Raw genomic sequence first — 14,301 nt, 5'->3', positions numbered from 1 at the left:
AAACACTACCTTTCGGGTTGTGTTTTTTTTATGTGCCTAATCATTTATACATAGGCGGGATCGTAATGTTCAACCAAACCAAAGCGGCATCGGTCGCCTCCGTTTCGCGCTTGCTGCTGCTGCTTGCGCTGGCGGGTATCGGCAATGCGCTGAACGTGTCGCTGTTTTTCGGCGTGGATCTCATATTCGGCAGCATCTTCGTATTGTTGATTTTAAGATGGCACGGATTGAAATGGGGGGTAACGGCCTCCATCCTGGCCGGCGGCGTTACGGTCTTTTTGTGGAATCATCCGTACGGCATGGCGGCCCTTGTTCTGGAGACGGTATTCATCGGTGCTTTTTACCGGCGCAGGATCGGCGACAGCATTATTCTGGCGGCGCTGTATTGGCTCCTTGTCGGCGCGCCTTTGATCTGGCTGGGCTACCGTCTCGCGCTGCATATGAACACGACGGCTACGCTCACGGTCATCCTGAAGGACGCGGTGAACGGCATTTTCAATGCGTGGGCGGCCACCCTGCTGTATACCTTTTTGCCGGCTTCTGCGCGGCCGGCGGCGAACGCCAAAAAACCGACCCGCCATTTCTACGATATTCTGTTTCTCATCTTCACCGGGCTGATCATTTTCCCGCTGCTGGTCGTGACCGTCATGATCGGATGGCAGGAATATTATAAAACCGATCGGGAAATCCAGGCCGCGATCGAACGCCAATCCGAAATCATCCGCAATGAGATCGACGGTTGGCGAACGGCTCACCTGGCGGCTATCGAGCAATTGTCCGTATTGGCTTCCGAGGAGAATCCGAACGACCGGGACGCGCTGCAAAAGCTTACCGCCAATCCGGGGCAGATTTTTCCGGATTTTCGCAGCATTTATATCGCCGACGCCGCGGGAACGACCGTTGCTTTTTACCCGTTCAAGAACGCGGAAGGCCGGTCCAATCTGGGTTTGAATTTCGCCGACCGCCCTTACTTTCAGCGGGCGCAAGCGGGCCTGCGGCCCGTCATATCGGATGTTTTCGTCGGCAGGGTCGGCGTTTCCGAACCGATCGTGAACATTGCGGCTCCGATCGTCAAGGGCGGCCGGTTCCAAGGCATCGCGTCCGGGGCGTTGAATCTCGGCTACATCAAAGACAGAATCGAGAAATTCACCGATAACCGCCGCATGGACATTACGATCGTCGACCGCAACCGGAAGGTCATCGCAAGCACGCGGCGCGGCTTCGACGCCATGCGGATCTACGATTGGAAGCAAGGAGGGGATCCGGTTGCCCTGAAGAACGGTCTGTACCGTTGGTTCCCGGTAGATGAGCAAAACCCGATGACGCGCTGGGAAAAGTCGTCTTACGTCAAGCTCATCGGCTTAACGGGCGCCGGGGAGCGGGATTGGACGATCGTGGTCGAATCCCATGCGGCGCCCTACCGGGACGCCTTGTACGGCTCCTATATTAAAATACTGTCCGTTCTGCTGCTGTTCGGACTGGTGGCGACCGCCGCGGCTATCCTTCTCAGCCGGCTGATCATACGGCCGATTTCCCGTCTGGCGAATGCGACGACGGATTTGCCGGCCAAAATATCGGAAAACAAGCCCTTTGATTGGCCCGAAAGCTTTTTGCACGAAATCGCCGTCCTGACCGCCAACTTCAAGAACATGTCCGAAAAGCTCAAAACGATGTTCGGCGAGATCAGGCACCTTGCCTATTACGACAGCTTGACCGGCTTGCCCAACAGAGTATTGTTCAATCGGGAGTTGAACCTCGTCCTGGAACGGTCGGGCCGGCAGGAGCGGCAGGCGGCCGTCCTTTTTATCGATCTGGACCGGTTTAAAGTCGTGAACGACTCGCTGGGACACGGGCAGGGCGATTCGCTGCTGCAGCAGGCGGCCGTTCGGCTGCAAGGCTGCATCGAGGCGAACGACATTCTCTCCCGCATGGGCGGCGATGAATTCACGGCTGTACTGCCGCGAACGAACCGGGAGCAGACGGCCCTGACCGCGCAAAAAATGCTGGACGCCTTCAGTCTGCCGTTCGATCTGGACGGCCATGAAGTGTTCATTACGCCGAGCATCGGCATCAGCATGTATCCTGTCGACGGCGAGGATCACCAGGAGCTGATCAAGCGCGCCGACCAGGCCATGTACGCCGCCAAAGAGAAGGGCAAAAACATGTACCGCTTCTACATGGCGGAAATGTCCGAGTCGACCGCGAGCAAAATGGTTCTGGAAACGATGCTGCATAAAGCGTTGGAAAACGGCGAATTCGAGCTTCACTACCAGCCGAAGATCAATGCGGGAACATGGGCTTTCAGCGGGCTGGAAACGCTCATTCGCTGGAAGCATCCGCAGCGGGGGTGGATTTCCCCCGGAGAGTTTATACCGGCAGCCGAAGAAACGGGCTTGATCTGTCCGATCGGCGAGTGGGTATTGCGTAAGGCTTGCGCCCAAAACAAAGCCTGGCAGAATGCCGGTCACCCGGCCTTTGCCGTGTCCGTGAACATATCCGTGCGGCAGCTTCGGGAACAAAACCTCGTCGAGCTCGTCCCGCAAATCCTGAAGGAAAGCGGACTGGAACCGCAATTCCTGGAGCTGGAGATTACCGAAAATCTCAGCATGCATAATATGGAGTTTGTATGGAACATTCTCCACAAGCTAAGGAAGCTGGGCATCAAAATCGCGATGGACGACTTCGGCACAGGCTATTCTTCGCTGAGCTATTTAAAGAAGTTTCCGATCGATCACCTGAAAATCGACCAGTCGTTCATCCGGGATATTCAATCCGAGGAGGACCTGCCGATCGTTCGGGCGATTATTTCCATGGCGCACAGCCTAGGCTTGTCCGTCATTGCGGAAGGCGTGGAAACGGAAGTTCAGGCCGAGCTTCTGCGGGAAATGAAATGCGATGAAATCCAGGGCTATCTGGTGAGCAAGCCGCTTCCGTCCGCGCGCATCGAAGAGCTGTTGTACGCGAGGGATTGGCATACGACATCGGCATCATAATGCCGCATCAGCTCTCCGTGTCCCAAGCGGATGAACTCTTTCTCGATGCGGATCAAAATGACTTTGCGGACAATCAGGATCGTTCGGAGCAACTTGCTGATATAACCTGCGATATGTTGTTGATAGTAGTTGATCATGGAATTTATGCGACCTCGGCTGGGAAATTTTATAAAAAACAAAAAAACCTAACCTCCCCTTTCAAGGAAGCTAGGCCATGAATGTGACTTCTTATCCGATGATAGATTCACTCATTTACCTGCGATATAAATATGCCTTTGTAATCCTATCACATCTTTATAGCTAAAAAAAGTAGCGGACGGCCTCTCTTTTCGACAAAAAAACTTAATTTGCGCGCCGCCGTTTGACAACCTTTTCAGCCATTCTCGTATATCGTTGTAGAAAAAAGAATAGGAGAAGAATCATGCAAATCAAAAAGAAGTCAGACATCGAATCGATTGTGGACAGCTTTCCTTCTATTGCGAATTGGGACGAAGAGCGCGGGAAACATTATCTTGTTTTTGAGGACCGCAAGCGCGGCGGGCAGTGGACGCTGATGCGCTACGCGGACGGCCGATTCAGCGCGCACGGGCGCGGCGGAGATTACATAGACGAGGACGAGTCGTTTTTTGATGACCTCGACGCCGTCGCCTCGTTCCTGTGGGAGAACCGCTCCGCCTACAACGCGGCCGCCAAGCAGCTCGTGCAGGTGTAAACCATTGCGCCGGGAGTCGTGCTCGCGCACGGCTCCCTTTGCGTTGCGGCATTATTACCAGCGAAAGAAAAACCATTGCTGGTAGATCCAATTGGCAACAAAAATCATGGCACCCAGCACGATGTTCAGCCATCCTATGAAAAGGGCCGCTTTTTGTTCCTTTTTCATTCCGTCCCTCGCATATCTTTTCGCGTCGAAGCGGACGATCCATCCACCGGTTGCGACGAAAAGGATAATCACAAAGTTGAGATACCCGACATAGCTTCCAAAAACCATCCGGACCGAGCCTCCTACCTGGCTTTCGTGCCGATCCGCCGAATGCTTACCTTTACGCTGACATCGACGGAAACATCTCTATACATGTCCTGCCATTTTTCTTTTGTTTTAATTTCCTTGTTCCAATACCCCGGCTCTTTGGCCCGTACATATTCACCGAAGCCGAAGATATCGGAGCCTTTTTCCTGGGTTTTCTCAATCATATCCCGATATAATTTCAGAAGTCCTTTTTCTGTCCCCTCTTCAATCGGTTTCAGCTTGCCGATGTCAATAACGGAGCTCTCGTTCAGTTTTTCGCGCAAATTTCCCTCCAGAAAAATTTTTACCGCCATTCGCGGACGGCCGTTTTTGATGTCGACATCGATTTTGGACTTGCGATGGGTGGCCGTAAACACGACCATATTCGAATCCCCCGGCATTTCAACAAAATTCTGATATCCCGCGGGATTGACGCCTTTAATGCCCATGTAGGCGACAATTTCAAACGGTTGGGTTTTACCGACCATTTTGTTCCCTTTGAAATAAGCCATACCGCTGATTTCGACATTATCGGATTTCTTAATGTCGACATAAGGCAGAAATCCTTCCTGGCCTTTCTTCGAGGTATTGCTCCAGTACAGTCCGACAAAGTCCAAGGGGAATTTGCCCATTTTGACCGCTTGGTCCAGCGTCGCAATCAGATACAGCGCCGGCACCCGTTCCATCTCCGGAGCAGCTTCCATGAACGCTGCGGCCTTTCCTTTTGAGACCGCCATCCAGGACATCCTTCGCACTTCCGGGTTGCGCCTCAAGTAATCGTTCACATTCTGCAGGCCGCTTTTCGCCATCGCTTCCGAGACCACAATAATGCGCAAATGGCCGAAAAACAAGGGAGCCGAAATTTGCTGCTGAAGATTGCTCACGGCATCGTCCAGCGTATGCCCGACCGCGTGCAGCGTCCATACCGTTCGCTGTTCCGCTCCGCCGCCGCTTCCGCCTCCGCCTTCTCCCGGCCCAAGGGGAATTCGGCCCGGCACCGCGAACTGCGCGGTCAGGCGTATCATGCCTTCTTGCGGAACGGGAATTTTTCCGGGCAGATGGGAAACATTCGCCTCTTCTTTCACCGTCTCCTCTTCTTCCTTATCGATGGAAATGCCAAGAATAACGGCCCGTTCTTCAATCTCAATCCGGTCCCAGCATCCTGCAAGCAAAGGAACCGCCATGAGGAAGAAACAGAGAAGCTTAACCCGATTGCTCCGTTTCGCGATCCCCATGACGATCCCCCCTTTTGTTGCGAATTACGGCAATCATCCACAAAACAAACGGATAGCCTATCGTAATGACGAGACCGTACCGGCCGATAATTTGTATGATTTCGTACATTTGCAATATGTTTTGCGGCAGCATCGCCAAAAGAAAAACGAACGGCAGCAGAAACAGTGCAAAGAGCTTATGGTCGCGCAAGCGAAACAGCTTGCTCATCGAGTGGATGGTCAGAAAATAGCTGGAAAACAGCGTAGTGAACACGGCCGTCACCCAAATAGCCAGAAATGCCGCATCCAAGCGTTCGAGGATATTCGCGGGCAAGGAGGTTGTTTTGGCCAGTTCAAGCGTCGGCCAGAGCAAAAACTTCGTCTCCTCGGAACCGAATACGGAAACCGTTGCCACAACGATCAGAAAGTACAGCCCTCCCGCAATGAATATGCCCCAAAAACTGGCCTTGAGCACCTTCCCCGGGCTGCGCATGGCTGGAATGACGATGGTCAGAATGAAAAAGCCTTGAAAGAGGGCCGCTACGGTCAACACACCCTGCAGCATACCGCCCGGCTCGTTGCCCCAGATCGGCTGGAGGTTAAGGACTTCGGCATTTTTCAGGGAAAGGGCTACGATGAGCAAGGCGGGACCGACGATAACCGGCAAATAAAAATGGTGGATGTAGGCAAATGTCGTCATGCCGCCGCGTGTCGGCACCGCCGCCAACAGCAGCATGACGATGACCGTCACTTCGAGCGGCGTTCTTTTCAAAACCGCGGTAATAACCACTTCGCCGAATTCACGCGCGGCAAGCGCGGTTAATACCGCGAAAAAACTGATGATCAGAATACTGCCGATCCTGGCCGGCCATTTCCCTATAATGTCTTCGCTGTATTGAACAATCGTCTTATTGGGAAAACGCTTGCCCAGCACAGCGATCAACGCTAATCCGACAGAGGAAAGGAAAATGGCAAGCAGGGTAACAAGCGGCGCTCCAGCGTCGGCCGCGCGCACAGCAAAGAGAGGAAGAGGCAGCACCCCTACCCCAATAATGGTGCTAATCAGAATTCCGGCTGCCTGGATCAAGGTGATCTGCCGAGGATACTCCATCCTGTTCTGCCTGCCTTTCATTTCCGACTTTCAGCGGATCGAGCGTATTGCTTGGCGGCTGCTTGATTTCCTCCAGTGTTTTATCGCCCAGACGATCCTTATCGAGCGGATGCAGAAGCACGGGCCTTTTCTTCATCCACCACAGCGGCCCCCGAATGACCGTATCTTTCATTCCTTCGAAGCTCCCGGGAACAATCGGGCTCATATAGGGCACACCGAACGACTTTAAAGACAGGAGGTGGTTGGCCACGACGATCAGCCCGACCATGACTCCATACAATCCGAATATACCGGCAAGAATGATGAGAGGAAAACGCAGCAGCCGCAAAGCAAGGGCCGCATTGTACGCGGGTGTGGCGAAGGAACCGATGGTTGTCAACGCGATGACGACAACCGTGATGGGGCTGGCGAATCCGGCAGACACCGCGGCTTGCCCGACGACAAGCACCCCGACGATGGATAACGCGCCCCCGACCTGCTGGGGCAAACGAATCGTCGCCTCCCGCAAGACCTCCATGGATACTTCCATAATCAGGACTTCGATGACGGACGGGAATGGAACTCCGGCTCTGCCGCCCGCCACCGCTACGGCAAACTCCGTGGGAATCAGTTCGGGATTGAAGGAGATGACCGCTACATAAAGAGACGGGAAAATCAAAGAAAACATCAAGGCTACCAGCCGCGCTAAACGAATAAAGCTGACCAACAGAAATCGTTCATTATAATCCTCTGTCGTTTGATAAAACTGGCTGAAGACCGACGGAACGATCAGGGCGAAGGGAGATCCGTCGACAAACAGGATCACCCTGCCTTCCAGCAAGTTGGCCACCGCTTTATCCGGCCGCTCCGTATTCTGAATCTGGGGGAAGGGAGATGTATGGTGGTCTTCAATAAATTGCTCAATGTATCCGGTATCCAGTATGCCGTCTATATCGATCGCGGAAAGACGATGTTCGACTTCTTTCACGAGGGCGGGATTCACAACCCCTCTGATATAACAGATTGCCACCTTCGATTTGGTTAATTTGCCGATTTTCATCGTTCGGACACAAAAATTCGGCGTTTGCAGCCGGTATCGCATCAAGGCGATATTCGTGGCGAGCGGTTCGATAAACCCTTCACGCGGACCGCGGATGACTTGCTCCGTTTGCGGCTGCACAACCGCCCGCTTTTCAACATGGCGTGTGCCGATCAGGAAAGCCTCGTCCAATCCTTCCACCGCGATGATCGTTTCCCCGCTCAGGATCGCCTCTACAATTTTAACAAGGTTCCTCTCTAATCTTCCTCCGCTATGGTGCAGCGTATCGTTCAAGACAACATTTTTCAACTGATGGGTCTCCATTTGTGCTGCTTCCGAATGACGGGGCGCATCCATCAACGGCTTCAATATATCGGCGTTGATCGCCGCTTGATCAATCATATTGGAGAAGAAAAACATGGCTGCCGGAAACCGTCCGAAGACGTGAAACCGCCGGACTACGAAGTCTTCGTTCTCTTCCAACAGATTTTTCACGAAGGAAAGGGTATCCTCCAGCCGGGTGCCGATAGACTCATTCTTGTGCTTTTCCAAAATTTGATCGGGCAATAGTTGATCCGGAAGTCCGGGACTCTTTTGCTTTTTCATCAGCCGGCGCGGAAACGGCATCGTCATCCCCCTTTCGTTTCATACTCATTATTGACGGCTTTCTGCCCGTTAAACCTTTTGTTGGGGCGATATGCCGGACAGCGGAAACCGTTCCCGCAATAATCACTTACAGAGGTCCGACCGGCGCGCATTACACGAAAAGGGCTGCCCCTTAACGGGCAGCCCTCCGCCTATTCTCATTACCGCGATTCGGCGGCCAAACGCTCCACCTGCGCCTTCAATCCCCAGACGGGGTAATCCGTGATAATCCCGTCCACCCCAAGCCGCTTCATGCGCGCTTCGTCCGTTTCCTTGCGGATCGTCCAAGCCATAACCTTGCGGTTCCGGTCGTGGACCTTCTTCACCGTCTCCGCATCCAGCTGCTCAACATTATAATTAATGTAAGCCGCATACGATGCGATGTCGTCCAGCGCCGCATCCGTCAGCGGGGGCTGCTCCGCAGAGATAAGGACGCCCACCGGAATGTCCGGCAATCGGGCATTGATGGCGCGCGCCAACTCCGCATCGAACGACTGGATCACGATATTTTCCCGATCGTCATATTGCTCGAAAAGCCGTACCACTTTATCCTCCAGCCCGGTATACGACGGCGAAGCTTTGACTTCGATCAGCAGCCCGATTCTGCCCTGGAACCGGTCGAGTACCTCTTGCAGGGTCGGAATCGTTTCCTTCGCATAGCCGGGGGCGAAAAAGCTGCCCGCGTCCAACGCCTTTAACTCGGACAGCGTATAATCCCGAACATTGCCCGCTCCGTTCGTCGTTCTCTCCACCGTCTCGTCGTGGAGCACGACAAGCTCGCCGTCCTTGCTCATTCGCACATCGAGTTCGATGTAATCGGCGTCCATTTGCACCGCCAGCTCGAACGCCGCCATCGTATTTTCCGGCGCATAGCCGGACGCTCCGCGATGCGCGACGATCGCAGCTTCTTCATTCGGATCCAGGTAGGCCAGCGGCAGCGAGAGCCCCGCACTGACAACGATCAGCCATATAATGCCGGCGGAAGAAAACAGGGTGTTCAATCTGCGCTGCAGCATCAATTTCTCCTCCCCATGCCGAGCCTGCTTTCTATTCCATCCCTCTCCATCCGTTTTATTTAACGCCGTTGTATACGAAAGCCTTGATGATTTGCCGCTGCAAGAAGAAGAACACGACCAGTATCGGCGCGACCAGAATGAGATTGCCGGCCATCAGCGTGTTCCATGTGGCGACGCCTTCCGCTTCCCGGATCTTCGCAATGCCGAGCGGAAGCGTTCTGGCCGTTTCATTGGTCGTCATGACAAGCGGCCAGAAGTAGTCGTTCCAATGCGCGATGAAGCTGAACAGCGTGAAGGTGACCAATACCGGCTTGACGAGCGGCACCATAATTTTGAGAATAATTTTCCACTCTTTCGCCTGATCCAGCCGCGCGGCCTCGATCAATTCCTCCGATACCTGCATGAACGATTGCCTCAGCAAGAAAATGCCGAAGGCGCTCGAAGCGAACGGAAGAATAAGTCCAAGATGCGTATTAAGCAGCTTCCAGGCGCTTAACTCGAGATACACGGGCAGGAAAATCAATTGAGCCGGAATCATCAGCGTGACCATGACGATGCCGAACAGAAATTTCGATCCGGCGAACCGGTAACGCGCGAAGGCGTAAGCGGCCGGAATAATGGTAGCCATCTGCAGGATCAGAATACCGACCGCTACAATAAGGCTGTTCGTGAAATATTGCAGGAACGGCCCCGAATTCCAGGCATCGGCGTAGTTTTGCCAGACCGGATTGCGGGGAATCCACTCAGGCGGGAAAATCATCGTTTCCGGCAGCGTCTTAAGCGAAGTGGACAGCATCCAGACAAAAGGCATGGCGAAGATGAGCACGAGCAAAAGCAGGCACACGATATTGGCCAGCCGGAGCGCAAAAGCCAGCGGTTTCGCGAATGCCTCCTGCTTGCTGCGGACACCGGCCCACCGGCTGCCGAGCATGGAGCCGCCGCGGCCGCCGCCGAGCGTGCGGTTGACTGTTTTCAAGACATTCACCTCTTCCTAACGGTAATGAACGCGGTTGGACAGAAGCTTGAAATAAATCAGCGTCAGAACGCCGACGATGAACAGCAGAATGACCCCTGCGGCGGAGGCGTAGCCGATTTTGAAAAACCGGAAGCCGTTCTCGTAAATGTAATAAACGAGCGTATTCGTCGAGTTGACCGGCCCTCCCTGGGTCATGATCGCGATCGTCTCGAATACCTGGAACGAGCTGAGCAGGTTGATGATGACAAGAAAGAAAATCGTGGGCGACAGCATCGGCAGAATCAGTCGATGGAACGTCGTCCAAGGCTTCGACCGGTCGAGGGCGGCAGCTTCGTGAATATCGCCCGGAATGCTCTGCAAGCCGGCAATAAACACAAGGGTGTTGTAGCCGAGCCCTTTCCATACGGCGACGATGACGAGCGAGACCAGCGACGAGCCCGGATGGGACAGCCACTGCAGGGGCCCGAAGCCGAACAGGCCGATCACCCAGTTCAGCAGCCCGTATTCGGGATCCATCAGCCAGCTCCAGAGCAGCGAAATGGACACGAGGGAAATGATGTGCGGGCTGAAAATCGCGCCCTGCACAAAAGCGTGAAACATTCCTTTTCGGTTCAACCAAATGGCCAGCAGCAAGGCAAGGCCGGTCGTCAGCGTAACCGTTAATACGGTGTAAACGGTCGTATTCGAAAGCACTTTCCGGAAATCGGCGTCCGCCAGCAAATCCTTGAAGTTCTGCAAGCCGACGAACGTCTTGGTCGGGCTGATGAAGTTCCAATCGAACATGCTCAAATACATCATGTAGAAGATCGGATAAATAAAAAACAGGGAGAAAATTACGATGGCCGGCGCAACCATGCCGTAAGGGCGCAGCTTTTCCCACATAGTCACGGTCACACGCCTCCGGCCGTCACAAGCTGTTTGATCCGCGCGCGCGCGCCGCGGTGCCGCTGCCCGTTCACAGTGAAATAATACAGATGCTCATACGGGATCGTGACCGTCATGCGCGAAGCATTTTCCAACGGTTCCAGGAAGGTCTTTACGAAAAACAGGCCGGCACGGGACTGGATCTGATAAATATTTTCCGCTCCCAGGCTCTCGCGGGTAACGATTTCCCCTTCGATTGCATAGCCTTCGGCAGCTTTAACCGACGTTCCCATCAGCGCCTGCTCGGGCCGGAAACCGACGTAGCCGACGTTCTCGGCCGATTCGAGCTCCAGGCCGTGCGCATCCCGGACATTCATGATGTTCATCGCCGGGGTTCCGATGAACTGGGCGGTGAACAGATTTTCCGGATCGTTATACAGCTTGAGCGGCGAATCCGCCTGCTGAATGACGCCTTTATTCATGACGACGATTTCATCGCCCATGGACATCGCTTCCACCTGGTCATGCGTCACGTACACAAAGGTTGTGCCGAGCCGCTTGTGAAGCTGGATCAGCTCGGTTCTCATCTGGTTGCGCAGCTTCGCGTCCAGATTCGATAAAGGCTCGTCAAGAATGAACACCTTGGGCTTCTTCACCATCGCGCGCGCAAGCGCGACCCGCTGGCGCTGTCCTCCCGATAAGTGCTGGGGCTTTTTATCCAGATGGGGCGTCAGTCCGACAACCTCCGAAATATCCTTGATCAGCGCCTCGCGCTCGGTTTTCGGGACGCCTCTGTTCTTCAGACCGAACTCAATATTGCCGCGGACGGTCATCGTCGGATACAGGGCATAGTTCTGAAAAACCATCGCGACGTCACGCAGGCCGGGCGCCGTGTCGTTCACGCATTCGCCGCCGATCCAAATTTCCCCGCCGCTCTGCTTCTCGAGGCCCGCGATCATGCGCAGGGTCGTCGATTTGCCGCAGCCGGACGGTCCGACGAGCACCGTGAACGACCCGTCCTTGATCGTCAGATTCAAATCCTGGATAATCGTTTCATCCTTGAACTTCTTGCTTATGTTTTTCAGCTCGATTCCCGCCATTCTCCAATTCCCTCCTTGTTTTATGCTGCTGAATCTCGCGCATGAACCGCTCCAGCTCGTCAAGGGTGGCCAATCTTAAATCCCAGCGTTCGGGATCGGCGCTCGTGTAGGGGGAAATGAAGCAGGTTCTGCCGCCGAGCCGCTTGACGGGATGCAGATCGTTCCACGGATTATCGCCGATCGATAAAATTTCATAAGGCTTATAGCCCTGCTTCAGCAGGTTCGTAAAATAACGTTGTAAGCCGAACGGCTTCTCGGCACCGCAGTAAATTTCATCGAACAGGTGGTGAATCTGCATATAGTCCAGGAACTCGATGCCGGATGCCAGGTACGTATTGGTCATCAGGATTTTCTTATCGACCGCATCCAGCGCTTCGATCGCCTCAAACAGAGCGCTGCGGAATTCGAAACGGTACGGCTCGAGCACCATTTCCCGTCGAACCCGTTCAAAAGCCTGCTGCATTTTGTGTTCGGGAAGACCGAATTTGCGGGCGATAACCGCCGCAATTCCCCACGGGTCACCGATATGAATCAGATCCGCATCGGCAGCCTGTTGATGCTGTGCGGTCGACCCTTCCCATGTAAACCCTTGAATGAAGCTGCCTTCGTGCCGTACCAAGGCGATATGGTCGCGTATATGGTAGAAATGGCCGAATTTGAAAGGATGCTCGCCGGACAGAATGGCTCTGCCCAGGCTGACCGCCGTTTCCGTTTCAGGCTCCCGGTCCGTTCCTTCCAGCAAATAGCGAATATAGCGGTCCATGAACGAGTCTTCCTGATACAGGGTGCCGTCCATATCGAAGATGAGTACTTTAATTGCCGACAACCAATTCTCGCTGAACATGACTTACCTCTCTGAAAGTATGACTTGGTGGGAGACAACCTCCGGCCCGGCGGTTGTCTCCTGAGTACAACCCATGCTGCGACTTTGCTACTTTGCGTCAATCGTTACTTGGCGAGCAGCTTGTTCGCTTTCTCCGCCGCTTCGTTCATCGCGTCCTGCGGGACAACCTTCGGATCGAGGATCGATTTCTCAATCGCTTCCTTGACGATTTTGGCAACCTCCGGATAGGCGTTCTCCATCGGACGCGGCCTTGCGTATTCCAGTTGGTCTACCGCGACCTTATATTGCGGAAACTCCTTGAAATGGGCCTGCAGCTCTTCGCTTTCCAGGGCGGACATGCGGGTCGGCAGGTAACCGACATATTTATGCTGGTAAATCGTATTTTCCTTGGAGGTCATAAATTTCATAAACTCCCACGCGGCTTCTTTTTCTTCGTTGCTGCTTTTGGACGTCATGACGAGCTGGGCTCCGCCGGTCGGAACGCCGTAGCTTTTGTTGGCCGGCATGAATGCCGTCACGAGCTCGAAGCCGTTGCCCTTCGCAATTTCCAGACTTGCCGACACGCCTGCCGTAGAGCCGAACTTGAACGCCGACATCTGGTTGGCCCAATCCTTGTCCGCCGTGGCGCCTGCTTCGTCGCCGACCGGAATTTTGATCAGTCCTTCAGCGGCAAGCTTCTTCCAGAATTCAACGGGAGCCACACCCTCGGGCGAGTTGAACGCGGCGGCTTTCCCGTCCTCCGTCAGCATCGTGCCGCCGCTTTGCGCGACCAGCGCCTCGTAGAACCAGATGTCGACCGGAACGGTCATGCCGATTTTCCCCTTTTCTTTAAGCACACGGGCGTACTGCTCCAGCTCGTCCCACGACTTCGGACCTTCCGGATCCAGGCCCGCTTCCTTGAGCATCGTGACGTTCTTATACAGAATCGGAGTGCTCCGCATAAAAGGAAGGCCGTACAGCTTGTCGTCCACGTAGGCATTCCCCATCAGGCCCGGGTTGAAATCGTCAAGCTTCAGTTCATCCTTGTCGCGTTCCGCGTAGGTCGTGAGCTCCTGCAGCATGCCGCTGCGGGCAAACACGCCTGTGGACGCGATTTCGAGGTCGGTTACCGCGGGAGCGTCTCCGGCGGCGAAGGCCGCCTGCACTTTGGCATGCAGATCGTCATAGGTTCCTTGATACTCCGCAATGACTTCGATACGGTCCTGGGAAGCATTAAATTGTTTAACCATATTCTGTTTGGCTTCCTCGATTTTTTCCCCCCACGCGTACCAGTACTTGATCGTAATCTTCTTCGGCGCCTCAGCCGCGGCCGTATTTCCCGCCGCATTCGAGGCGGCCGGGTCGGCCGCGCCGTTCGTGCCGCCTTGACCGCATGCAGCGAGTACGAGAACCGTCAGGATCGAAAGCGTGAGTGCAGTAAGCTTTTTGAACATTTTCATTTCCTCCTATTTTTTTATTTGATTGCAGCAAAAAAGAAACCTTAATCCAGCCGCGGACATTTTGCGCGTCCGCAG

General features: G+C 54.3%; 12 protein-coding genes. 2 read left to right on the top strand and 10 right to left on the bottom strand.

Annotation, left to right across the window (positions count from 1 at the left end; translation table 11 throughout):
- The first annotated feature begins 65 nt into the window (after positions 1–65).
- Entirely contained in the window at positions 66–2,993 is a 2,928-nt protein-coding gene (locus RWM61_RS05695) for an EAL domain-containing protein (protein WP_313998356.1), read from the top strand.
- 421 nt (positions 2,994–3,414) lie between these two features.
- Positions 3,415–3,705 (top strand): hypothetical protein, encoded by a 291-nt coding sequence (locus RWM61_RS05690; protein WP_313998354.1) that lies wholly within the window; start codon positions 3,415–3,417, stop codon positions 3,703–3,705.
- Between the two features lie 54 nt (positions 3,706–3,759).
- Here the strand turns inward: RWM61_RS05690 and RWM61_RS05685 are convergent, their stop codons facing one another.
- From RWM61_RS05685 to RWM61_RS05640, 10 genes are all read right to left on the bottom strand, one after another.
- Positions 3,760–3,981 (bottom strand): CLC_0170 family protein, encoded by a 222-nt coding sequence (locus RWM61_RS05685; RefSeq protein ID WP_313998352.1) that lies wholly within the window; start codon positions 3,979–3,981, stop codon positions 3,760–3,762.
- A 14-nt stretch (positions 3,982–3,995) separates the two neighbouring features.
- Positions 3,996–5,234 carry a Ger(x)C family spore germination protein gene (locus RWM61_RS05680; RefSeq protein ID WP_313998350.1) on the bottom strand — a complete coding sequence of 413 codons (1,239 nt, stop codon included), beginning with the start codon at positions 5,232–5,234 and terminating at the stop codon, positions 3,996–3,998.
- Positions 5,203–6,324, bottom strand: a complete 1,122-nt coding sequence (locus tag RWM61_RS05675; protein WP_313998348.1) for an endospore germination permease — start codon at positions 6,322–6,324, stop codon at positions 5,203–5,205. The genes RWM61_RS05680 and RWM61_RS05675 overlap by 32 nt, the downstream gene beginning before the upstream one ends.
- A complete protein-coding gene (locus RWM61_RS05670) occupies positions 6,272–7,969 on the bottom strand; it encodes a spore germination protein (RefSeq protein ID WP_313998346.1) in 1,698 nt (565 codons plus the stop codon). The genes RWM61_RS05675 and RWM61_RS05670 overlap by 53 nt, the downstream gene beginning before the upstream one ends.
- 179 nt (positions 7,970–8,148) lie before the next feature.
- Positions 8,149–9,003: a glycerophosphodiester phosphodiesterase family protein gene (locus RWM61_RS05665; protein WP_313998343.1), complete on the bottom strand. Its 855-nt coding sequence runs from the start codon at positions 9,001–9,003 to the stop codon at positions 8,149–8,151.
- 55 nt (positions 9,004–9,058) lie between these two features.
- Positions 9,059–9,934 carry a carbohydrate ABC transporter permease gene (locus RWM61_RS05660; protein WP_399538005.1) on the bottom strand — a complete coding sequence of 292 codons (876 nt, stop codon included), beginning with the start codon at positions 9,932–9,934 and terminating at the stop codon, positions 9,059–9,061.
- 60 nt (positions 9,935–9,994) lie between these two features.
- The gene (locus tag RWM61_RS05655) at positions 9,995–10,861 is read right to left on the bottom strand and encodes a sugar ABC transporter permease (RefSeq protein WP_313998448.1); all 867 of its coding nucleotides are present in this window, start codon (positions 10,859–10,861) and stop codon (positions 9,995–9,997) included.
- Between the two features lie 8 nt (positions 10,862–10,869).
- The gene (locus tag RWM61_RS05650) at positions 10,870–11,943 is read right to left on the bottom strand and encodes an ABC transporter ATP-binding protein (protein ID WP_313998339.1); all 1,074 of its coding nucleotides are present in this window, start codon (positions 11,941–11,943) and stop codon (positions 10,870–10,872) included.
- Positions 11,897–12,787 carry an HAD family hydrolase gene (locus tag RWM61_RS05645; RefSeq protein ID WP_313998336.1) on the bottom strand — a complete coding sequence of 297 codons (891 nt, stop codon included), beginning with the start codon at positions 12,785–12,787 and terminating at the stop codon, positions 11,897–11,899. Before RWM61_RS05645 ends, RWM61_RS05650 begins: the two co-directional genes overlap by 47 nt.
- A gap of 104 nt (positions 12,788–12,891) precedes the next feature.
- Positions 12,892–14,220 carry an ABC transporter substrate-binding protein gene (locus RWM61_RS05640; RefSeq protein ID WP_313998333.1) on the bottom strand — a complete coding sequence of 443 codons (1,329 nt, stop codon included), beginning with the start codon at positions 14,218–14,220 and terminating at the stop codon, positions 12,892–12,894.
- Positions 14,221–14,301: the final 81 nt, after the last annotated feature.

Origin of the sequence: uncultured Paenibacillus sp. (genome assembly GCF_963515335.1) — a bacterium.
Classification (GTDB): Bacteria; Bacillota; Bacilli; order Paenibacillales; family Paenibacillaceae; genus Paenibacillus_I.
Note: the sequence above shows the minus strand (reverse complement) of the source record. Positions and strands in the feature narration are given on the sequence as shown.

Bases quoted from the DNA above. Each gene is read 5' to 3' on its own strand.
- RWM61_RS05680 (WP_313998350.1), bottom strand. From the start codon at position 5,234: ATGGGGATCGCGAAACGGAGCAATCGGGTTAAGCTTCTCTGTTTCTTC.
- RWM61_RS05660 (WP_399538005.1), bottom strand. From the start codon at position 9,934: ATGCTCGGCAGCCGGTGGGCCGGTGTCCGCAGCAAGCAGGAGGCATTC.
- RWM61_RS05650 (WP_313998339.1), bottom strand. From the start codon at position 11,943: ATGGCGGGAATCGAGCTGAAAAACATAAGCAAGAAGTTCAAGGATGAA.
- RWM61_RS05640 (WP_313998333.1), bottom strand. From the start codon at position 14,220: ATGTTCAAAAAGCTTACTGCACTCACGCTTTCGATCCTGACGGTTCTC.
- RWM61_RS05665 (WP_313998343.1), bottom strand. From the start codon at position 9,003: ATGCTGCAGCGCAGATTGAACACCCTGTTTTCTTCCGCCGGCATTATA.
- RWM61_RS05685 (WP_313998352.1), bottom strand. From the start codon at position 3,981: ATGGTTTTTGGAAGCTATGTCGGGTATCTCAACTTTGTGATTATCCTT.
- RWM61_RS05645 (WP_313998336.1), bottom strand. From the start codon at position 12,787: ATGTTCAGCGAGAATTGGTTGTCGGCAATTAAAGTACTCATCTTCGAT.
- RWM61_RS05695 (WP_313998356.1), top strand. From the start codon at position 66: ATGTTCAACCAAACCAAAGCGGCATCGGTCGCCTCCGTTTCGCGCTTG.
- RWM61_RS05675 (WP_313998348.1), bottom strand. From the start codon at position 6,324: ATGGAGTATCCTCGGCAGATCACCTTGATCCAGGCAGCCGGAATTCTG.
- RWM61_RS05655 (WP_313998448.1), bottom strand. From the start codon at position 10,861: ATGTGGGAAAAGCTGCGCCCTTACGGCATGGTTGCGCCGGCCATCGTA.
- RWM61_RS05690 (WP_313998354.1), top strand. From the start codon at position 3,415: ATGCAAATCAAAAAGAAGTCAGACATCGAATCGATTGTGGACAGCTTT.
- RWM61_RS05670 (WP_313998346.1), bottom strand. From the start codon at position 7,969: ATGCCGTTTCCGCGCCGGCTGATGAAAAAGCAAAAGAGTCCCGGACTT.